Source organism: uncultured Maribacter sp. (assembly GCF_947496775.1).
Classification (GTDB): Bacteria; Bacteroidota; Bacteroidia; order Flavobacteriales; family Flavobacteriaceae; genus Maribacter_B.
In genome coordinates this window covers 964,350-988,436 of record NZ_CANMDU010000001.1, presented here as the reverse complement: position 1 = coordinate 988,436, position 24,087 = coordinate 964,350, and the positions used below count along the sequence as shown (strand labels likewise).

9 protein-coding genes are annotated in these 24,087 nt (G+C 33.3%); 4 read left to right on the top strand and 5 right to left on the bottom strand.

The genetic code is table 11. The features are described 5' to 3' along the window. Positions 1–9: 9 nt before the first annotated feature. Positions 10–3,099, bottom strand: coding sequence for a TonB-dependent receptor (locus tag Q0856_RS04280; protein ID WP_298502934.1), 3,090 nt, complete (start codon positions 3,097–3,099; stop codon positions 10–12). Between the two features lie 771 nt (positions 3,100–3,870). Between Q0856_RS04280 and Q0856_RS04275 the strand changes: the two genes are divergently transcribed. Beyond that, entirely contained in the window at positions 3,871–8,088 is a 4,218-nt protein-coding gene (locus Q0856_RS04275) for a two-component regulator propeller domain-containing protein (RefSeq protein ID WP_298502931.1), read from the top strand. A 41-nt stretch (positions 8,089–8,129) separates the two neighbouring features. Here Q0856_RS04275 and Q0856_RS04270 read toward each other — a convergent pair whose 3' ends face one another. The 4 genes from Q0856_RS04270 to Q0856_RS04255 form a co-directional block, all read right to left on the bottom strand. Continuing rightward, positions 8,130–11,465, bottom strand: a complete 3,336-nt coding sequence (locus tag Q0856_RS04270; RefSeq protein ID WP_298502928.1) for a VCBS repeat-containing protein — start codon at positions 11,463–11,465, stop codon at positions 8,130–8,132. 88 nt (positions 11,466–11,553) lie between these two features. After that, positions 11,554–13,002: a carbohydrate binding domain-containing protein gene (locus Q0856_RS04265; protein ID WP_298502925.1), complete on the bottom strand. Its 1,449-nt coding sequence runs from the start codon at positions 13,000–13,002 to the stop codon at positions 11,554–11,556. Positions 13,003–13,025: 23 nt separating this feature from the next. Beyond that, positions 13,026–14,570 (bottom strand): RagB/SusD family nutrient uptake outer membrane protein, encoded by a 1,545-nt coding sequence (locus Q0856_RS04260; RefSeq protein ID WP_298502922.1) that lies wholly within the window; start codon positions 14,568–14,570, stop codon positions 13,026–13,028. 45 nt (positions 14,571–14,615) lie between these two features. Continuing rightward, entirely contained in the window at positions 14,616–17,906 is a 3,291-nt protein-coding gene (locus Q0856_RS04255) for a TonB-dependent receptor (protein WP_298502920.1), read from the bottom strand. Between the two features lie 364 nt (positions 17,907–18,270). On the opposite strand from Q0856_RS04255, the gene Q0856_RS04250 reads away from it, so the two are divergent. The 3 genes from Q0856_RS04250 to Q0856_RS04240 all read left to right on the top strand — a co-directional run bounded on the left by Q0856_RS04250 (position 18,271) and on the right by Q0856_RS04240 (position 24,049). Continuing rightward, positions 18,271–19,218, top strand: a complete 948-nt coding sequence (locus Q0856_RS04250; RefSeq protein WP_298474569.1) for a GntR family transcriptional regulator — start codon at positions 18,271–18,273, stop codon at positions 19,216–19,218. Between the two features lie 212 nt (positions 19,219–19,430). Further along, on the top strand, positions 19,431–22,442 hold the full coding sequence (locus Q0856_RS04245) for a TonB-dependent receptor (protein WP_298474567.1): 3,012 nt from the start codon (positions 19,431–19,433) through the stop codon (positions 22,440–22,442). A 17-nt stretch (positions 22,443–22,459) separates the two neighbouring features. After that, entirely contained in the window at positions 22,460–24,049 is a 1,590-nt protein-coding gene (locus tag Q0856_RS04240; protein ID WP_298502917.1) for a RagB/SusD family nutrient uptake outer membrane protein, read from the top strand. Positions 24,050–24,087 lie beyond the last annotated feature (38 nt).

The window sequence follows — 24,087 nt, the reverse complement described above, 5'->3', positions numbered from 1 at the left end:
TATTTTTTTTTAAAAACTTAATTGAACTCCCATCATAAATTGACGAGCAATTGGATAATTGCCATTATCTACCCCTCTGTTAAACAGACTATCACCACCTACCTCAGGATCATAACCTGTATAATTGGTAAAAGTAAAAGGGTTTACGGAGTTTAAATAAATTCTAATTTTCTCAACTCCGTAATCTTGCGTATCTGGAATCGTGTAGCCTAAAGACATAGCTCTAATTCGTAAATAGGTACCATCTTCTAACCAAAAATCTGAAAAGGGTAATACATTATAGTGCTGGTTACCTCTGTAGGTAGGAATGTCAGAATTTGAATTTTGAGGGGTCCATTGAAATACTTGGTCTTCATGACGTCCACCTTGATAAGACAGAGCCCTATTACCATTAAATATTTCTGCACCATATGACAAATAACCTTGAACGGAAAAATCCCAATTCTTATAACCCAAATCGAGATTTAAACCAGCTTCCCATTGTGGAATACCTGAGCCAGAGAATACACGATCGGCATCATTAATGATACCATCACCATTAGCATCTTTAAACTTTGCATCTCCCAATCTAGGACTACCAAAAGCTTCTGTATCTAATAGTTGATAATCAGCCAATTCTTCTTCCGTTTTGATTACGCCATCATGTTGCAATAAATAGAATGATCCTGCTGGATCTCCTAAGCTTAAAAAAGTTGTTGCAAGATTACTCTCACTACCATCAAAATTCCTAATTCTACCTCCAGAAGCACCAAGAGTCTTACCATTTAAACTGGTAATTTTGTTATCATTTAGGGTCCAAGTTCCAGAAATTCCAAATTTAAAATCTTCGCCTATTGTACCTTTATAGTTCATAGCAACCTCAACGCCTTTATTTACCATATTTCCAGTATTGACAGGTATTGACCCATAAACACTTTGTACTCGTGGCTGCCATAAACCAGCAGAAGGAGGCGTTAACTCATTAAGCAACATATCTTTCTTGTCATTTTTATAAACATCTGCTGTAATGTTTAATTTGTTGTTAAGCAAGCCTAACTCAAAACCAATATTTGAAGAAACTTGAGTTTCCCATTGTACTTCAAGGTTTGGAAATCTACGTTGAACTAAACCGTTCTGTAAATTTTCATCAGCTCCGAACGGATAGTTTACCCCTGATTCTATTACGGGTATATAGGTGTAATCTGGAATACCGTTAAATCCTACTTGTGCCCAACTACCGCGAATTTTTAAATTGCTAATAGCATCCACATTAAACCATTCTTCATCGCTTACATTCCATCCTGCTGAAAAACCATAGAAGTTTTCGTATCTATTCTTTTTAGGAAATTTAGAAGAGCCATCACGTCTAAAACTGGCACTAAAAAGATACTTACCATCGTAATTGTACTGAATTCTACCTAATTTACCTGCCAATGTATTGGCTATTCTATTTTCACTTGGCGTTATTGGATCAGCTCCAGCATTCAATACTTGAACGTCATTTGAAGCATCCTCGGCAAAAACCGTACCTGTATTCAAGGTTCTGAATTGGTATTTTTCATAAGAGGCAACTGCTAAGAAATCTAAATTATGCTTTCCAAAAGATTTTTTATAATTTAAAATGTGTTCTATAGTCTCTCTTTTAGAAAACCATTGATTGTATTGCAAAGTGGCCTGTGGTGTGGAACCGGATACAACAGGATCTCCATTACGGTCGAAAGCTAAATACTGAGGCTGAAAGAATTTTCTAAAATTTTGACCTTCATTACGACCAATATTTAATTTGTAACTCAATCCATCTAAAATTTCGTATTCCGCATTTAAAGAAATACTATTGCTTCTATTTTCTCTATCATCAGTATTATCTAACTGACGCGCTAAAAAGCCATAAAATATTGCGTTATCCACATCCTCTAATTGTACTGAATTTTGACCATCAGTTTCAAATGCACTAAAAGGAGCGGTGTGGGGAGGGTTACCTATGGCAAATCCAAAGATATTCCAAGGTTCTTGTTTACGATTTTCTGTTGTTAAACTAGCAGATGCAAAAGCTTTAAATTTTCCTTTAGTAAATTGCCCAGTAATACGGTTTGTTAAACGATCAAAATCTGAATTGATTATAGTACCTTCTTGCTTGTAATACGTAGTATTATAGTTGTAGGTTAGGTTTTCTGAACCTCCAGACAGGTTTACATTGAAATTTCGCACTATAGCATTGTCGTTTTGTACTTCTTCAACAAAGTTGGTGTTCCAATCCAAGGCGTTAGCATTTATTCTAAATGTTTGTGGTTCAGTACCTGATGCTTGCTCAGTAGTCTCTCTAACATAAAGAAAATCGGTAGTACTTGATAATGGCGTTCCTGAAGTAATGTTTTGGATACCTGTAAACATGTTTACGTCTACTTTCATTTTACCTTTTTTACCACGTTTTGTTGTAATCAAAATTACACCACCTGCACCACGCACTCCATAAATAGAAGCTGAAGCACCATCTTTCAATACATCAATAGATTCAATTTGTTCAGGTGCTAGGTTAGGATTACCCTCTTGTGGTATATTATCTACTACATATAGTGGTTCTCCTCCGTTTAAAGAAACTAATCCACGAATTTGTACGTTAGAAGCTTCACCCGGACGCCCACTTGCAGCTTGGATGTTTACCCCAGCTACTTTACCTTGTATGGCAGCACCAATATCAGATACAGCAACTTTTACTAATTCATCAGAAGCTACTTTAGCAACAGCACCAGTTACTTCCTTTTTCTTTTGGGTTCCGTACCCAACAACAATTACCTCCTCTAAGGCTTGCGAGTCCTCTTGCATTGCAAGATTTAAGGTTTTTGTATCTGCTGTTACAACACGTTCTATGTTCTTGAAACCTAGATACGAAAATAATAGAGTTTCGCCAACCGAAGCAGAAATAGAATAATTTCCGTCAAAATCTGAGACTGCCCCATTATTGGTGCCTTTAACAATAACGGTAACTCCAGCTAGAGGAATTTTTTGATCGTCTGTAATTACACCGGAAATTGTTTCTTGGGCATGCACCCAGCCTATTCCTAGAAATAGAAACAGCAGCAAAGCATTTGCTCTAATAAGTTTTAATTTTTGTTCTTTCATAATAGTGAGTTAGGTAGTTAAAATTTTGACATCAATACTATAATAGTATAATATGATACCAAAACAGATTAAAAATTAAATTTTTGAAAATAATTAAGGCTTAAAACTATCAAATTGTTAATTACATAGAAAAAATAGTCTCTCAAGTAAAACTAGACATGTATTTTAGCGCTGTATTTATTTGAAGTATTTTGTGAGAGTGTTGGTGCTTCTTTGTGTATTTTGATCTGAATTGTTTTTTGTTGGGAGTCAATCTTAATGTTCAGTATTTTTAAATTTAAATTTAGTAGTAACAATGGTGTTTTGTTATTAAAATAGGACTTTTAGGACATGTTTTGAATATGCGTTTGGTATGATTGTCTATTATTTTATATTATATGTTCATGTTTTGTTGAGTTATTTATTTAGTAAAAAGAGACATTGTTCTCTTTAGTTCGAGTTTAAATTTTTTAGTTAAAAAAATGATTGTTGTTGGCGCTAAATTGGCAAAAACAGTTAGTCTGCTGGTTAAATTTCGATGATTTGGGTATTGTATTTGCCTTTGAAAAGTAAAAAAAGTATTGATGAGTAATGGCTTAATGTAATATCTTTTAGCATAGAACTATAAGGTTTTTATAATTATAAAGCCTTTTTGAATTTTATATACTATGGGTAAGGTTTATGTAGTATACTTTTCTTTTTTTAAATATGATTATGGTTGTCTTGAATTGGAATATCTGATTCTAATATTCCACATATAATTTGGTATATTGAGTAATATATTTTTAGTGTATGAATAGTAATATTTATTGTATAATAAGAACCCTTATATTGGCTTTTGTTTCCTTGAATAGCCAATGTATTTGGGCGCAGGAAGCTGTTAAATTTGAGCATTTAACGACCAAAAATGGACTTTCTCAAAATGATATAAATGATATTTACCAGGATAACAAGGGTTTTTTATGGTTCGCTACGCATGATGGGTTAAACAAATATGATGGTTACGAGTTCACGATATACCAACCAAACACCAATGACCCTGAAAGTATAAGTAGTAACTTAATATATAGTATTGTTGGAGATAATGAGGATAATCTGTGGATAGGAACTACAGGAAGTGGGCTTGAATATTTTAACCAATCAAAAGAAACCTTTACTCATTATACGCACAATGATGATGATAATTCGAGTTTGGTTAGTGATTATATACATACATTGTTTATAGATAGTAAAAACAGACTATGGATTGGTTCTCCTAAGGGATTAGATATGGTCAATTTGGAAAATAGTGAAGAAACATTAAAGTTTAACCATTTTTCCGTGGAGCAAAATGTTACGGTATACTCCAAAGCAAATAACATTAATTCAATTTATGAAGATAGCGCGGGAACAATATGGGTAGGTACGTTGCAAGGTTTATATACAATGTCTAGAAACAAAGATGGAGAGTATTATATGAATTTAGTAAGTAATGGGTTTGGACTTCCTAGAACCACTATTGGCAGTATAGGAGAGGATAAATATGGAAGATTACTTATTGGTTCTTATAATGGACTTTATATAAGTACTGACGATACTAAATCTAAAGTAGAGCTATTATATCCCGGTTTTTATAATGATGTATTAGTGGATAACACAAATGATATTTGGTTGGGGACTAATAATGGACTACTATGTTTTGAGAATAAAAGTGAAAGTTCCTTACCTACAATAAACGGACACTATAAATATGATTCTAAAAATACATATAGTCTTAGTAAGAATATTGTACAGTCATTATTCATTGATGAAACAGGAATTCTTTGGGTTGGAACTAATGGAGGAGGAGTAAATAAATATGATAGAAAAAGAAAACAATTTCAGCATTTTAGAAAAAACGAGAACCCAAATAGTTTAAGCTATGATAAAATTAGATCTATTTATGAAGATAGTAATGGAACTTTATGGATAGGCACAGAAGGTGGTGGGTTAAATATGCTTAAAAAACATGATGATGATGGGCAGTACAGTAAGTTTAAAGTATTTAATAATATTAAAAAACCATTTGCTTTAACAGAGAGTATTAAGGGAGGTAAGAAAACCCTTTTTATTGGAAGTGAAGGTTACCCTGCTCTTTATCAGTTAGATATTACAAACCCTAAAAATGTTAAAAAAGAGATGGTTGTGCAGGTATTAGGGATTAATAGAGGTGTTTTTTCTTTGTTAACAGACTCACAACAAAACATTTGGATTGGTACTTATGGAGCAGGAGTACATAGATGGTCTAACAGTAATGACTCTACAGATTATCAGAAAGATTTATTTAAAAGTAAAAAGTATGACTCTACATCAATTTCTAATGATATTGTTCGTAGTATTTATGAAGATAGAAAGGGGAATGTTTGGTTCGGAACAGGTAATGGATTAAGTAAATTAACCGCAGAGGAAAAAAATAAAAAGAAGCCAAAATTTACAGTTTATAAAAATAAACCGGATAACATAAATACCATTAGTCATAATTATATCTTGGCAATTTATGAAAGTACGTTGGGAGATATTTGGATAGGTACTTTTGGAGGTGGACTTAATAAATTAGTTTATTCAGAGAATGGAAAAACGGAAAAATTTATCTCCTATACTCAGGAAGATGGACTTCCGAACAACGTAATAAAAGGAATTTTAGAGGATGATGAGGGTAACTTATGGTTATCTACCAATAAAGGATTATCTAAATTTAATCCTAAAGAAAGGACTTTTAAGAATTATGATGTTAATGATGGACTACAAAGCAATGAGTTTCAGGAATTAGCTGCTTTAAAAAGAAAGGATGGAGAATTGCTTTTTGGTGGAGTTAATGGTTTTAATGCTTTTTACCCTAAGAAAATTGAAGAAAATAAGATAAAAGCAGAAACTGTAATAACTAAATTTTTTATTTCTAATAAGCCAGTAGAAATTAATGAAGAGGTTAATGGTCGAGTTATTATAAATAAAAGTATTGCAGAAACTAAGAAAATTGAATTGAAATATATAGAAAATAGTTTTTCATTTGAATTCGCAGCCTTACATTTTGCGGCTCCGGATAAAAACAAATTTGCCTATAAATTAGAAAATTTTGATTCTGAGTGGATTGTTACCTCTTCCGATAAACGTTTTGCCACGTATACAAATTTAGAGCCCGGGGATTACGTTTTGAAAGTAAAAGCGTCTAATAATGATGGTTTATGGGATGCCACTCCTTCGGAAATACATATAAAGGTAATCCCTCCTTGGTGGAGAACTAATTTAGCATATGTAATTTATGGTATTATGGTAATGGGTGTTTTATGGCTTTTTTGGAGATATACTTTTATAAAGACCACTAAAAAATTACAGCTAGAGTATGAGTTTTTAGAAAAACAAAAGTCAGACGAGTTGCATAAAATTAAGTTAGATTTTTTTACTAATATTTCTCATGAGTTTAGAACACCCTTATCTTTAATAAAGGGACCTTTAGAATATTTGGATAAAAATTTTAGGGAATTGGAGCCTGAAAAAGCTAAAAAGCAATTTCATGTAATAAGAAAAAATAGCGATTATTTACATAGATTGGTTAATCAACTTTTAGACTTTAGAAAAATTAATCAAGGTAAAATGCCTTTAGTGGTCCGTAATTCTTATGTTGTGGAGTTTATTAAAGAGTTGGCAGAGCCTTTTCAATTTCAGGCATTTAAGAGAGATATAGATTTTAGTATAGATGCGGAAAATGAAGAATTAGTATCTTGGTTTGATCATGATGCCATGGAAAAAATAATAAACAACCTTCTTTCTAACGCTTTTAAATTTACTGAAGATAGAGGGTTTGTTACCATAAATATATCTGAAAAAAAATATAACTCAACTTCTTACGTAGTTATAAAAGTAAAAGACTCTGGTATTGGTATAGAAAAAGTTAGGCTCGAGGAAATCTTTGAACGGTTTCATACAGAAAAAGATTATGGCAAAATAAACCCAGAAGGTATTGGTATTGGTTTAACATTCACTAAAAAGCTAGTGCAATTACATAGAGGATTTATTAAGGTAAGTTCTGAAATAAATAAAGGGTCGGAATTTGAAGTTAGGCTACCTAAAGATAAAGAAATATATAAGCACAGTAAAGAAATCACCTGTAAAGAAGTCTCTGATAATGATTTTTTGGTTCGTTCATCTGAAGCAGAATCTTTTGCAATTGATTTAAACGACGAAATAACAGATAGTACTTTAACAGAAAACACCCCTAAACAAGCTTCACTTCTTATTGTAGACGATAATTCAGAAATCAGAGGCTTTATTAAGGATGTTCTTGAGGATTACTATACTATTTATGAAGCAGAAAATGGAGAAAAAGGATTAGAAATTGTTAATCAAATATTGCCCAATATTGTTATTAGTGATGTGCTTATGCCAGTAATGGATGGAATTGAATTTTGTAAAAAAATTAAAAGCAATAAAGAAATAAGTCATATTCCTGTAATAATATTAACAGCAAAGACTTCGCAAGAAAATGAATTGGAGAGCCTTCAGATAGGTGCAGATGATTATATAAGAAAGCCTTTTGATATAGAATTATTGCAATTGAAAATTAATAATATTATAAAACGAAGAGAAAAACTTAGAGAGCGTTTTAATAAGGAAATAATTTTGCAACCAAAAGATGTGGCAGTAACTTCTTTAGATGAAAAATTCTTACAACAAGCTATGGACATTATAGAAAAACATATGATGAACACCGAGTTTAATGTAGAGATGTTAGTAAAAGAAATGGGGCATAGCCGTACTAATCTTTATATGAAATTTAAAGAGCTTACAGGTTTATCTTCTGGAGAGTTTATTCGTAATATTCGTCTTAAAAGAGCAGTACAATTACTAGAAAATAGCGATTTACCGGTAAAAGATATTATGTATAAAACAGGTTTTAACACATCATCTTATTTTTCTAAATGTTTCAGAAAACAATTTGGCGTTACACCTAGTCAATATGTTCGTAAAAAACCTGTAGGTAATTTGGAAGATTAAAAGATTGGCACTTGCAAAGTATATATAGGTTATGATTAAAGTTAATTTAAGATATGAAACTTTATTGTACTATTATTAATGCCAGTAATAATCCCAGTCTTATTTTTGCCAATAGTAATTTTTTGAATGTCTTTTATATTATAAGGAGCAAAATACCCACTTTGCAAATAAGAAATAGGTTTAAATATTCCCTTCTTAGTTCCGAGCAATAAAGAACCTAATGATGCATCTGCTCTGGTGGTTTCTATTTCTGTTTCAAATTTATTGCCAGCAACCAAAATATCTAGAATGGTATCGCCATTAAAATCGTCTACAATAATGCCATTTATTACTGAAAATTGAGCCTCACTTGGAAGTTTTTTGGGGGCTAACTTTCCATTATTATTTTCTAAAATAATACTAGCAAATTCATTGGCGTGGTATACACTTCCAGATTTTAAACTATCGCCCACAATCTCTTTTATATCCGCTCGAGCAAATTCGGAATAGCTTTTAAATTTGTTTGCAATAATGGGCATTTGTTCTGAAGTACATTGAAGTCCGCGAATAGGAACTTCTCGGTCTTTGTATTTTTTAGCGAGAAAAATATCGTTCGTTCCGTTTTTGTCAAAATCATTTGCATAGATTAAGAAAGGACTTTTTTTACTTGCTCTAAACTTATAATTTAAACCCAAATTACCAACAATAAAATCGGTATCTCCGTCTTTATCATAATCAGTAGCTATTATTTTATTCCACCAGCCATTTGAGTCTTGTAAGTTATAAGATTTGGTTATGTTTTTAAAAACCCCATTATCTATTTTAAAAATAGAAATAGGCATCCATTCTCCAACCAAGATAAGTTCCCGATTATTATCCCCATCAATATCATTCCAAGTGCCAGAAGTAACCATGCCAATTTTTGAAAGTTCAGGAGCTACGATAGAAGTTACATCTATAAATTTTCCATTTTCATTTTTTAAGATATAGCTGTTTGGGGTGAAGGGATAATTCTTAGGAATTAATCTACCCCCAATAAACAAATCTAAATCGCCATCGGTATCAAAGTCTAACGGAATTACAGTAGAACTACTTTCATGAATTTTAGGCAATTTTTTAGATTTAGTGAAAATGCCTTTACCGTTGTTGAGGTACAACCTATCTTGTAACAGAGAATCATTTATAGCAAACTCATAACCACCGCTTGCTACATATAAATCTTGGTCATTATCTCCGTCGGCATCAAAAAATATAGCTCCGACATCTTCTTTTTCTTTATCAGTTAAAAAGGTTTTTTGATCTAGTTTATTGAAAACACCATTTTTCGTTTGCTTATAGAAGGCACCAGCTTGTCCAGAAGCGCCTCCAATATAAAAATCTTCTAACCCATCATTATTAATGTCAGAAACGGCTATGCAAGGGCCATCTTGCGATAATTTATGAGGCAGTAAAATTTGGTCTTTAAAGTCGTTATATATTTTTTCTTTATGAATAAAGGGAGTTTTTAAAAAGTGGTCTGTTTTCTCGGATAGTAGGGTAGGGATTTTTGTTTCTGAAGTGCTTGGAATATTGGCCTCGTTATAGCTTATGGCTACCAATTGGTTTGTTTTTAGTTTTGTAATCATTTGTTCTTTACCATCTGTCCAAACTATTCTTAGGCTATCTATTTCTTTATTTTTTTTTAACCCAAAATGAATTAATGGTTCTACCGAAGATAAATATCCTCTAACGGTTTTAAATTCATGAAATTGAATTTTTTTATTATGATATATTGTTATTTTGGCACCTAAACCTGTGGTATTATTTTTAGGTCCATTTAATTTTAATTTTATAAAGTTATTATTTAATTTTTCGGCATTATTTTGGTAAATAAATGCGGTGTCATTTATGTTATTTACAATTAAATCTAAGTCTCCGTCATTATCCAAATCTGCTACTGCAGCACCACTGGAAAAACTATCATGATTTACGCCCCAGGCTTTAATCTTTTTGCTAAAGGATAGATTTCCATTGTTTTTATATATGTAATTAGGTATTTTATTTTCTTTAAATAAATTAATTATATGTTGCGCATTTTGGGCATTAGAGTTTTTTCTTGCTTGGGCACTTTGCATGAATTTTCTAAAGGCAGCATTTGCGTCCTTATCCCAAATATCTCTTTTAAAACCGTTTGTAATATATAAGTCTCTATAGCCATCATTATCAAAATCGCTACCTAAACAAGACCAACTCCAATCGGTTTTAGAAACACCTGCGAATTGGGCAATATCACTAAAAACCCCATTGCCTCTGTTTAGTTGTAAGTTATTGTGCATGTATTGGTAATGAAAGCCGTTTGAGGTCATGTCTTTAAAAAGTTTGGTATTCATAGAAGCCATAGTAGTTTTGCTACGTTCATAGTCTTCAGGGCGCATCTCTAATTGCATTATGTCTTCAAAACCATCATTATTAAAATCTACCACATCTACACCCATTGCATAGAAAGGAATATGATTGAAGCGAGTTTTAAGTTCATCTTTAAATTTTTTGTTCCCTTGGTTTATATATAAATAATCTCTCTCTAAATAATCGTTAGCAACATATATATCAGCATTTCCATCGCTATTTATATCGGTGGTAGCGATACCCAAACCATAACCAAAATTATTTTTAATGCCAGCATTAAGGCCAATTTCTACAAATGAGCCATTTACATTTTCATAAAATTTATCCCGGAATAAATCATCTTGCTTTTGTTTTCCTTGAAGAACTTGTTGGTATCCCAAGAAGAAAGTGTTTGGTCTATTGGTAACGTATAGATCTAAATCGTTATCCTTATCAAAATCAAAAAAAGAAGCCATAATGGAATATCCTTTATCATTAATGCCGTATTTTTTTGCTTCTTCTTTAAATGTATTATCTCCCTGGTTAATATATAGTAAATTCTCTCTATCCTTGTCTAAATCATTATACCCTCCTCGACAAACGTAAATGTCTTGTAAATTATCTCCATTTACATCTGCCATTACAACTCCATTGTGCCAGCCTTTTTCGTTGCTAACATTTCCACTTGTAGATATATCTTCAAATTCAAAATCACCTTTGTTTAAATATAACTTATTGGGGACTTCATTGCCCACAAAATATATATCCGATAAGCCATCGTTATTAATGTCTCCTATAGCAACACCGGCACCATTATAAACGTAATTAAAAACGGCAAAGAAATTTTTAAAATTTTCATCAATATGATTATTGAAATTTATGTTGCTTTTTTTCGGAGAAATGAGGCTGAAGAGCTGATTTTCTTTATGATGAGAATTGTTTTTATTCGTTATTTTTTCTTGTTTATTACAATTTATACATAGTAATAAACAACAGCATATTATGAGGTTGACAAGAGTGTACTTTTTTTTCATAGAGAAGAAATATATGAAAGCTTAATTTACTAAAAAAAGGTCTATTTGATGTTTCAAATAGACCTTTAAATTTTGGCAAGATGTTTTACTAGTCTATTCTATATAATGAAATATCATCTAGAAAAACTTGTACACCATTAGAAGCTTCATTAGGTCTAAGAACATGCCAGTAGTTTCTGTTAAGATTTTCATCACCAACAGTAGAGAACTCTAAAGTATATTCTGCCCATTCGGTTGTTAATGTTTCATTGGCAGTATGTACATTAGACCAGTTTGGAGTAACGGATCTAAAGTCTAATGGAATACCATCAACAGATGCTTTGGCCCAAACGGTTAATCTGTATATTCCTTCTTCTACTACTTCGTGACCAGTAGTATTGAGAATCCAGCCTGTTCCTGTTCCGTCCATTGTAATTTGTAAACTATTATTACCACTATGCTTATCAGAATCAATCACAGCATAAACTTCTGGATTATTAGCAGTACCATCCCAGTTACCCCAACCAGCACCAGGGAAACCTCCTGGCCCATCGGACTCAAAGCCTGGGTTTTTATCTTTTAATAGATTTATTACGTTGTTTTCTATTCCTAAATCTACTATTGGTCCTAAAAGTTCCCCTGTAGAAGCGAAATCTCCTCCTTCATATGATAGGCTTACAACTTGATTATCAACTATAGGTGTTTCTAGAACAATTTCATATGTTGTATCATCTCCAGATTTAATGTTTACAGCAGAGATATTTACTGCCGTACCATCTACTAGAACGCTAAACTTACTGGCATCTGTAGCTTGTAAGGCTGTCTCATAAGTTAAAGCTATTTTTGAACCTAACTCAGCCATTCTGTTAGACGTTGCCCCTATAACCTGTACATCTACAATTTTAATAAAATTTTCTTTTACAATTACGGCTTTGTCCTCTGGTGCAGAGCGAAAAATTGCCAGAGCAACTGGATAATCTCCTGTGTTAGGATAAGTAACTTTAGGGTTTTCTTCATTACTAGTTTCTGGAATACCACCAGGAAATGACCAAAAGTATACATCTTTTTCTTGTGCATCTTCCCATTTAGATTCTGCGTATTCAGAAAGGTTAGTGAATGAAATTTCGGAACCCATTAATGCAGCATTTTTATCGGCACTAAATTCTGGTTTTACATGGTTATATACATCTACTTTAAATGAATTTTTAGTAATGGAACCATCTTCATGTGTTACCTCTAATGTGGTAAGATAACCAACAGGGATACCATCATTAATTTCCGATGCATCATCATAAGTAATTTCTATAATTTTTTCATCGGAAGTTTCTGTGCTACCACCTTCAAACGTCCAAATTCTTTTACTTACGTTAAGCGAGGAATCTTGATATTTAATAGTTTCACCTTCTGTAATTAACGTAGTGCTGGCAGTTGGTTTAAAGGTTATTTCCTTAATACCGTCTCTAATATTAGATTCTGGAGTACAACTTAATGCTATTCCTAATGGAATAGATATAGCAAAGAGGTACTTACTAAATTTGTTATTTATATAATTTTTCATTTTTTGCGATTTTTGTAGGTGAATTAATATCCCTCGTTTTGTATTAAGTTGGGGTTTATTTCTAGCTCAGAACTAGGTATGGGCCATCTAATTTCAAAATCCTCATAGTTAGGGCCTGGATTACCTGCTGTACTCCAACCACCTTGATCTATAGCTAAAATGGTCTCCTTATATTTTCCAAACCTAATAAGATCATTGCGTCTCCAACCTTCAAAACATAGTTCTTTTCTACGTTCGGATAAAATTTCTTCAGCATTTTGCTCTTGTGTTCCAAGAACCATATCTGGTACTGCGGAAGGAATATTTCTTACCCTTGATCTTAATCTATTTACGGTTTGGTCAATGTCTATTTGCGTAAGTTTTCCTTGCCCATTTAATGCCTCGGCGTACATTAACAAAACATCAGAATATCTAATATAAGGATTGTCAAATGGGGTGTCATTGGCATATGCATTTGGTTTTTCGGCATGTGTTTTCCAACCTCTCCAAGAAACTTTATTTGTTCCCCAATCATTAGGGTCAACCTCTACAGCTTCTTCTCTTGTCATGTCATTTGCATTATGAACAGCTACATTGTTTCTTAACCTTAAATCATCTCTATCGTATGATGTTTCAAATTCTTGGTTTATATAGCATGTTCCCCAGCCACCGCCATTAGATACAGCACCATTAGGACCATAAAAAGTACTTAAGTTCCCACCTTCACTTTGACCTGGACCATCCATTGGAAAAGCATAAACAATTTCTGCACTTTGCTCAAAATCTAATTTAAAAACATCTGCATAATTATCTAATAAATCATATACACCACTCCTGATTACATCTTCGAATTCTTTTTCTGCTAAAGCAAACTTATCTGTTTGGTTTAAAGGAAAGCCAGTCATTTGTAAATATACTTTACCTAATAAAGCTTGCGCAGCTCCTTTAGTAGCTTTTGCACCGCCTTGTTCTTCTGGCAAAACAGCAGAGGCAACTTTTAAATCCGAAATAATAAATTCATAAACCTCTGCAGCTGAGGATTGAGGTAAAATAGCATCTTCTACAGTAACAGTTTCATTTTTGTGTAATGGTATGTTTTCAAAAGGCACAACTAATCCAAAATATGCTGCTGCTCTACAGAATTTAGCTTCAGCAATCATTTTTTCTTTAGCTTCATTATTTATTTGATCTTCTGTCATAGCTCCAATTCTGTCAATAACACTATTAGCTATATTTACTGCTTCGTATAACTCTTGCCATACATCAAGAACAGTATTGTTAGAAGGTGTTACTTGTTGTAAGAACATAAGCTTTCTGTCACCAGCCCAACCAGGAACAACTACTTCATCTGTAGCAATAGTTCCCCAATGAATTTGCCATGCAGCATTCGTGCCACCGCCGCCAGATGCTAAAGTGTGCTGAATGGCCCCATAGGCTCCATTTAAATAAACTTGTGCACCAGCCTCAGTAGTTAATAAACCATCGGGAGTAATTTCAGATGGTGGGTTTTCTTCCACAAAACTATCTGAACATGATGATAGGGCTATAAGGGCCGTTATCGATAATATTATATTTTTTACTTTTTTCATTTTTCTTATTTTTTGCGTTTTTTACTTAACAAATTATCTTCTTTGTTAAAATCCAACATTAAGACCTAGGTTAAAAGTTCTTTCTCTTGGATAGGCATCAGAATCTAAACCAGGAGTTAATTGATTGCTTCCAACATTTACATCTGGATCAAAACCAGTATAATTAGTGAACAAAAAGGCATTATCAACAGAACCATATAGGCGAACCTTTTTAATACCAATCTTCTCTACAACATCTGAGGGTAGCGTATACCCAATAGTTATATTTGATATTCTAAAGTAAGAACCATCTTCTACGTAAACAGATTTAGCGGCGCTACCAAAACCACCATCACCGTACCCCCAAATACCGGGAATATTAGAAGTGTAGTTTTCAGGTGTCCATCTATCAGCAGCTACCGCATATTTATTGCTGTATGGTACTGCTAAAGAATTACCTCTTACTCTATTTTTATTATAGATATCATTACCGTATACCCATTGTGTTACTATTCCTAAGTCAAAATTTTTGTATCTAAAGTTATTTGTAAAACCACCAAAATGCTTTGGGGCTGATCTTCCTAGAATAACTTGATCCTCATCATTTGCGGTTCCGTCAGCTTCATCTGGTATACCATCGCCATTGGTGTCTACAGTTAATTGGTCTTTAAACTTAGGTAAGCCTGGTCTGTAATTATTTACTCCACCTGTTTTAACCACGCCATCTTTAAGGGTATAAAAAATATCGAAATAGGCCTCTCCACTATCCGCAGAATCTTGTCTTAGTTTAGCTGCAGCTTCTGCATTGCTTAAACCGTCAAATTCTTCAAAGTCGCTATAGTTATATACACCGTCTTGTTCTATTCCGTAGTAAGTACCTAAAGATTCGCCAACTCTTACGATATAGTCATTATTAACTTGGTTGTTACCAATTGCTCTTATTAAGAATTGATCTGCGCCTCCTAAATCTAGGATTTTGTTTTTGTTGAAACTAATATTAAAGCTAGTGTTCCAACTAAAGTTTTCAGTATCGATGTTAACTGTATTTAAAGCAAATTCATATCCTTTATTTTCTAATGAACCAGTATTTTTGAAAATTATACCGAATCCGGTACTTGTGGGTATGGGCGTTCTTAATAGTAAATCTGAGGTTTGTTTATTGTAATAATCGAATTCTAAATTAACTCTATTTTTAAATAAGCCTAAGTTAAAACCTGCATCTAGTTGCGTGGTGGTTTCCCAAGTCAGAGCGGGGTTGGGAATACGATTAACAGATACACCAGTAGCTAAATTTCCATCATAAAAATAATTTTCTAATTCACCAAAACCGAAAGATTGGTAAGAGGGAATATTGGCATTACCCGTTTCACCGTAGCTTACTTTGAATTTTAAATTGGAGATTGTTTTATTGTTCTTTAAAAAGCTCTCATTAGAAGCTTTCCAAGCAAAACCTGCTGATGGGAAAAATCCCCATTTTTCTCCTGGAGCAAACTTCGAAGATTCGTCCCAACGTGCACTTGCATTAAATACAAATCTGTCATCAAAGTCATATTGAATTCTAGAAATAGCGGATCTTATAGAAGATTCTGATCTAAGTGTTCTGTTGTTTAGAGTTTCTGTGGCTGATTGTAATAAATCAACATTAAAACCCGGTAAGTTAAAACCTGTGGCGCTCGATGTTAACTGCTCAAAATAACCCTCTTGTTGTTCATATACAGCAATAACATTTAGAGAGTGTTTGTTCCAGTTATTGTTATAAGTGAAATTTTGAGTTGTTGTAAGACCCGCAAATTCTGATTGGCCTACAAAAGCTCTACCATTAGCACTTTTACCCCAACCGAAGTTTTCATTGAAGTAAGATTTACTCTTGGTTTTGTTGTAATTTCCTGAAATAGAAGTTCTAAAGGTTAAGTTTTTTGTTATTTCATAACTTAAAAATGCACTACCAGTATAGCCAAGTGTGTTCCCTGTGTTTGTATCTCCTTCTAGCCTTCTTACAGGGTTAGTAATATCACCGGACCTTAAAGTAAGTAATAACCCGTTTTCATCATACTCCGCATCGTCATAACGTGTTAATCCTTGAACAGGACTAAATAATAAAGCACTTGTTACAATACCGCTTTGTCCATTAGCATCTGATCCAGCCGCTGAAACAATACCGGACCTATTACTTATGCTTATATTTGAAGTTACACCAGCTTTTACTTTTTCTCCTAGATTTTGAAAAATATTTAAGTTAATATTATACCGTTCAAAATCGGTGTTTTTAACAATACCTTCTTTGTCTAAATAAGATATAGATGCAGAGTAAGAATTGTTTTCTGAACCACCTCTAATTCCAAAGTTGTAATTTTTAGTGATGGCAGTTCTCATAATTTCATCTTGCCAATCTGTTAAAATAACTCTGGAATCATTTAAATCAATAGGATTACCAAAGCCATCTCTATATGCACCGACAAATTGATCTGTGGGGTTATTTTCGTCCCATGGCGTATATTCCAGTCTATAATCAACGAACTCTTGAGCTGTCATTAAATCAATTTTATTAGCTAATGTAGAAACGGAAGTGTACATGTTAAAATCCATATCTGTTCTACCTTTTCTACCTTTTTTTGTGGTGATAATAACTACACCATTTGCTCCTCTAGACCCATATAAAGCTGTTGCAGAGGCATCCTTTAATATTTCTATGGATTCTATGTTTGCGGGATCTATTGTAGATAAGGGGCTCGTATTGGAGTTACCTAAACCAAGTGCAGTGGAACGTGAGTTGCCCTCAAGAGCAAAACCATCTACAACATATAAAGGGTCTGTTGAAGCATTAACAGAGGTGCCTCCACGTACAAGTACTCGAAAACCTGCATCCGGACCTCCTTGCGATGTTACTACTTGCACACCCGCAGCCTTAGCTGATAGAGCTCCTTCAAAAGAAACTGTTTTAACTTTTTGCATGTCTTCCGCTTTTATGGAAACAACAGAGCCCGTTAAATCTTTTCTTTTTACGGAACCGTAACCGTATACTACAACTTCCTCTAATGCTGCCACATCTTCTAATAAACTTACATTTATGTTGGTATTACTGCCTACTTTTAATTCTTTAGTGGCATAACCTATGTAGCTAAATACTAGTACATCAGAAGAGTTGGCTTCGATAGAATAATTTCCGTCAAAATCTGCAACGGCTCCATTATTGGTTCCTTTAACCACAATACTAACACCTGGTAAAGGTGTTCCACCAGCGGAGATTGTTCCCGAAATGGTCTTTGATTGAGCGTGTGAAATGCCAAAGCTTAGAATCCCTAAAAGTGTCATTAGGTAAGCCTTGGTTTTCCAACTAAATACTAATTGAAATTTCATAATTTTTACTGAGTTTAAGTTAGTTAAACAAACATTAAAGTTTTGTTAAACAAATATGAAATCATTACAATAATATCAAGGTTTCAGATGTACCGATTGACAGAACAAATGTTCCGAATCACTTGTTTAGGTAGTTGCACTTATATGGAGAACAAAAAATTATCGTTTAGGAAATTTGGTTGGCAGGTAATGTTATTAGTATAATTTTTTTAACAAGAGAATGATTTAGGGTCATTGTTTTTAAAAAATTTCAAAAATGCTATAATTTTCTTATCATTACAGAATTAATTCTTCTTACATGTCTCTTATTTCTAAAATAAAAAGTCTTCAAAAAATTAATTCTCTTTCTAAACATGAACAGCTTGTGAATGGAATATTAGAGGCTATAGATTCTGGTATTTTACAAGTCGGCGATAAATTACCATCTATAAATGCAATGGTACAAGATTTGGGATATGCTCGAAAAACAATTGTTAAGGCATATGAGGAATTAAAAGAGAGAGGTTTAGTAGAATCTAAAAAATTAAAAGGATATTTCATTGTTAGTAAAGAGACTAAAGTTACTTTAAAGATTGCTTTACTTTTATTTTCTCTGCAGCGGTTTCAAGAGGAATTTTATAATGCTTTTAGGAAAGAATTAGGAAAAAGATATCAAATAGACTTATTTTTTCATCATAATAATGAGTCCGTTTTTGAAAGTATATTTAATACTATTAGAGGAAAATACGGTATGTATGTAGTTGCTCCTATACCGAACCCTAGTATACGACCTTTAATAGAATCTATTAATCCAAATAAAATTTTAATAATAGATAGGTATTTAACGTTAGATAATACCTATTCTTATATCTCTCAGGAGTTCGAAGATTCTACTTATAGCAAACTTGTGGAGCTATTGCCGGAAATATCAAATTATAAGAAGTTTATATTATTTTATAAAGACGATAAGGATTATCCTTTGGGAGTTTTAAATGCGTTTAATAGGTTTTGTGCCGACTATAATGTAATAGGAAAGGTTGAAGAGAAGTATAAATCTGGGTCTATTAAAAAGGGGACGTTATATTTCTTTATAAGTGATACATTTCTATGGGAAGTTTTAAGAGATGCAAAAAATAATGAATATATTATAGGAAAACATATTGGGGTGCTTTCTCATAATGATCACGTTGTCAAAGAAATAGTATTTGGTGGTATCACAACAATTTCTACAGATTTTAAAGAAATGGCAAAAAAGGCAGCAAATCATATTAAACTTCAAAATAAGACGCAGATAATAGTGCCCTCTAACCTTATTAAAAGAAATTCATTATAGTTTTTCTACTTGCGAAATTGGCGGATTTACGATATCTAAATTTTGATACCATAATTTTAACATATATTTAATTTTTGTTCAGTAAAATTTTAATATGTAAAATTTTAATTTATATTTGCATAGTAGCATAGACTATCATAGCACAATAAATTGATTTTCAACTGCTCAAAAAACTAACTTATTATAAATTAATCTATTAACAATTTATTCTTATGAACAGAAAAACACTCAAACAGTTTATGAGTTTGGCAATGATGTTATTCAGTTACATTTCTATTGCGCAAACTACACAGGTTTCGGGTACTGTCTCGGACGCTGATGGCCCTTTACCAGGGGTTAACATTGTGGTAAAGGGGACTACTAACGGTGTAACAACCGATTTTGATGGTAATTATGCTATTGCAGATGTTGCTCAAGATGGCATTCTTGTTTTTAGTTATATCGGGTATGCTACTCAGGAAATAGCTTTAAACGGAAAATCTTCTTTAAATGTTACAATGCAAGCAGATGCGCAGGCATTAAGTGAGGTGGTTATTATTGGTTATGGTACGTCTAATAAAAGAGAGCTTACTGGTTCTGTATCTACAATTAAAAAAGATGCTATTGTAAATGTAGTAGCTAGTAATCCGACTACAGCATTACAAGGAAAACTATCGGGAATTCAGGTAGAAAGTTTTGGTGGCCAGCCAGGTGGTAGGGCCAACGTATTTATTAGAGGGGTAAACTCTTTAAGTAATGCATCGCCTTTATTTGTTGTAGATGGTCTTTTTGTAGATAATATGGATTATGTTAATGCAAACGATATTCAAGATATTTCAATATTAAAAGATGCAGCTGCATCTGCTATTTATGGTGCTAGAGCAGCCAATGGTGTGGTTCTTATTAAAACTACTCATGGTCAAAAAAATAGGGCTACAGAAGTTACTTTAAATACTAGAGTTGGTTTTGACACTCCAAGCAAAAAATTAGATTATATTAACGGAGAACAGTATGCAGATTATTTAAACCAACGTTTTGTAAATGATGGAGAGGCAAATTCTGTAACTTGGAATGGTGTAGATACCGATTGGCAAGACGAATCTTTAAAATCTGGTATTGTTGAGGAAATAGGGGTTTCTGTATCTGGAGGAGGAGAAAATTCTTCCTATTTCGCTTCGGGAAACTATTTTAACCAAGATGGTATTTTAGTGGGTTCTGGTTTTAAAAGAATTAACTTTAGATTAAACAGTAGATTTGATTTTGGGAAATTTACTTTAACCGAATCTTTAGGTATAACAGAGGGTAAATTACAAGAAAACAACTGGTATGGTTGGGATGGAGCTTCTGCGCCAACTTTAGCATTTAGAAATGATGCTAATGATGGTGGCTTTGAAGGACCTTCCTCAGCAATACATGGACCAGGTGGTGTTAATCAATACGCTTTAGCAACCCTAGAAGATAATCAAGTTACTACAAGAACTATTTTTGGTAGTGCAAAATTAGATTATGAAATTTTAGAAGGTTTAAAAGCATCTGTAAACTTTGGTATTGATTATACTAGTAGAAACTCATATCAATTTACGCCAACATACTTTATGAGTACTGTAGATGCAGTACTAAATGTAAATACAGAAAATGATCTTACGGATCATAGACAAGAAGATGTAAATGTACAAGTGGAGCCAACTATTTCTTATGAAAAAGAGTTCAATGCGCATAAGGTTTCTGCTGTATTAGGATATACTTATTTTAAAGAAACTCAAAAAAGTAATGGTGTTTTTGGTCAAGGAACACCGTCTAATGTAATTAGAAATGTAGGAGCATTACCATCTAGTGATCAATTGGTGTTATTAGGACAAAATAATAATGCAGCGTTACAGTCTTACTTTGGAAGATTTAATTATGGGTATGATAGTAAATATTTATTTTCTGCAACCTTAAGAAGAGATGCTTCTTCTCGTTTTGCAGAAGACAATAGAGTAGGTTATTTCCCTTCTTTCTCTGCTGGTTGGAATATAAGTGATGAAGATTTTTGGAAATCTGAAACCGTAAATTATTTTAAACTTCGTGCTTCTTACGGGGAGTTAGGTTCATATCCAGATACTTTTTACCCTACACAAGCGGTTTTTGCAGCTAATGCATCTAACACTTCTTTTGGTGGTGGTTTAGCAAATGGTTTAGCACAAACTACTTTGGCAGATCCAAGCTTAGTATGGGAAACAACAAAAACGTTTGATGTTGGTGTAGATTTAGGGTTCTTAGATAATAGAATGACTTTCTCTATGGACTATTATACTAAGGATATAGAAGACGTTTTAGTAGCAATTAATGTTCCTTCTACTAGTGGTGTTAGTTTACCAGTTACTAGAAATGCAGGAACTTTAATTAATAAAGGTTTAGAATGGGATTTAACTTACCGTAAAACAGATGGAGATTTTACTTTCACGGCAGGAACTAACTTCTCTTTTAATTTAAAGAGTGAAGCAGGAGATATACCTAATACAATTTTAGGCCCTGCAATTGATGAAGATTTACGTGTAGTAAATGCAACTAGAGCAAATCAACCTATTGGTGCCTTCTATGGTTATAAGGTAGAAAATAAAGTGGATCCTGCTACTGGAGATTTTGTTCGTATAGATGTTAATGGAGATGGGCAAATTACAGCAGATGATATTACAAATATCGGAGATCCTACTCCTGATTTTACCTATGGGATAAATTTCAATGGAGAATATAAAAACTTTGATTTTGGATTAAGTTTTAATGGAGTGCAAGGGAATGAAATTTACAACCTAAGTAGATACTACAGTATATTATGGCAAGATGGTGGTAAGCTGTCAGAGGTTTTAAATTCATGGACACCTTCTAATACAGATACTAATATTCCTAGAGCGTCTATTTCAGATGCCGCTGGTAACAAAGCTCCATCCTCTTTCTTTGTAGAAGATGGGTCCTATTTTAGGCTTAAAAATATAGACATAGGTTATAATTTTAAAGAAGGTTCTTTTGGGTTAGAGTGGGTTAAAAACATTCGTTTGTCTTTAAATATTCAGAATGTATTTGTATTAACAGATTATAGCGGTTATGACCCAGATGTATCTTCTACGAATGGTGGTCGTGCTAATAGAAATACAGGGGTTCCTGGTTTAAGAGATCAAGTAAATCCATTATTGGGTAGAGGTTTAGATGCAAGAGCATATCCTAATGCTAGAACATTCATGTTTGGAGTACAAGCCAAATTTTAATTCTTATAAATATAAAGATGAAAAAGATATTCAAATTAAATCCGATGATAGTAACACTTACTGTCGCAATAATGCTAGGTGGGTGTTCAGAAGAGTTGCTAGATCAATCTAACAACAATGCAACTTCTACTGCTAATTTTGGTAGTTCAGTTGCAGAGGTGGAATCAGCAGTTAATGGAGCATTCCACCCAATAACAGATACGTTTTTCTGGGGTAGAATTATACATACCGGAGCAATGCAAAGGTCTGATGAATTTAATGTTTTTCCTTTTGGAAGTAACACAGCAATGGCTACTCACTTAGGTAACCCCGGAGATCGTTGGGCAACAGAGCCTTGGCAACAACTATACAAATCTATTGCACGCTGTAACAATGTTATAATTAACATTGGCGAAGAGCAAATAGCAGATGAAACGGTTCGTAATGGTCTTATAGGGCAAGCTTATTTTTTAAGAGCTTTTGATTATTGGTATTTAACAACGCTTTATGGTAGCGTACCATTAATTACAGAATTACCAGATTTAGATAATCTTTTAGTGGATCAGGCAGAGCCTTCAGTAATCTGGGCACAAATAATAGCAGATTTAGAAATGGCAGAAGCTATGTTACCAGAAACCTGGGAAGGAGATAATGCTGGTAGACCAACTTCTGGAGCTGCAACAGCTTTAAAAGGGAAGAGTTATTTATATATGAAAGATTGGACTAATGCAAGAACTACATTAGCAACTTTAATAGGTAAATACAGCTTATTACCTGCGGAAGCATACGGAGATAACTTTTCTGATGTAAATGAAAATAACCAAGAGTCGGTTTTTGAATTACAATTTTTAGGACAAACCACTTTTATTTGGGGAACAGATATTCCTGGTACGGGTACTATGGGTAATTATCATATTGATTATGCTACCCCATCTAAATCTCCGGATAAAGGACATGTAATTAACCCATGGCTTAAAGATTTATTCGAAGCTAATAATGATGTAGTAAGAAGAAATGAAACTTTAGTTTACGATTATCCTGGAGCTACGGGTTATGGAGGTTTGCCATTTATAGAGGATTTAGGAGATACTACAGATGAAGATGGAGGTACTGTTGCTGGAGATATTACAATTGCTACAGCCGCTGGAGTAGAACCCATTTTTGGAAAAAAATATTCAGGAATGGATTTAGGAACAAGAGATCAGGTAGATTTTTTAGGAACTAATGTTGGAAATAACTGGAGAATAATTAGATATGCAGATGTATTACTAATGCTTGCAGAAGCTTTAAATGAGGACAATATGACTTCAGAGGCTGCAATATATGTAGACATGGTAAGAGAAAGAGCAGAATTAACACCAGTAACTCCATTAAACCTAAGTCAAGATGATATGCGCACTGCGATAATAGATGAACGTGCAATGGAATTAGCAGGAGAGGGTCATCGTTTCTTTGACTTAGTTCGTTGGGGATTAGCAGATGATTACCTAGGTGCAAATTCTTTACACGGGAGCAACCCAAAATCTTTAAGTGGTGGTGTATTCCAAGCAAATAAACATGAATTAGTTTGGATACCAAGTTCTGAATTGGATGCTAACCCTAATTTAAAGCAAAACCCAGGATATTAATTTTTAGTTTGAGTTGTTGAGTTGGTATGGCCAAGCGG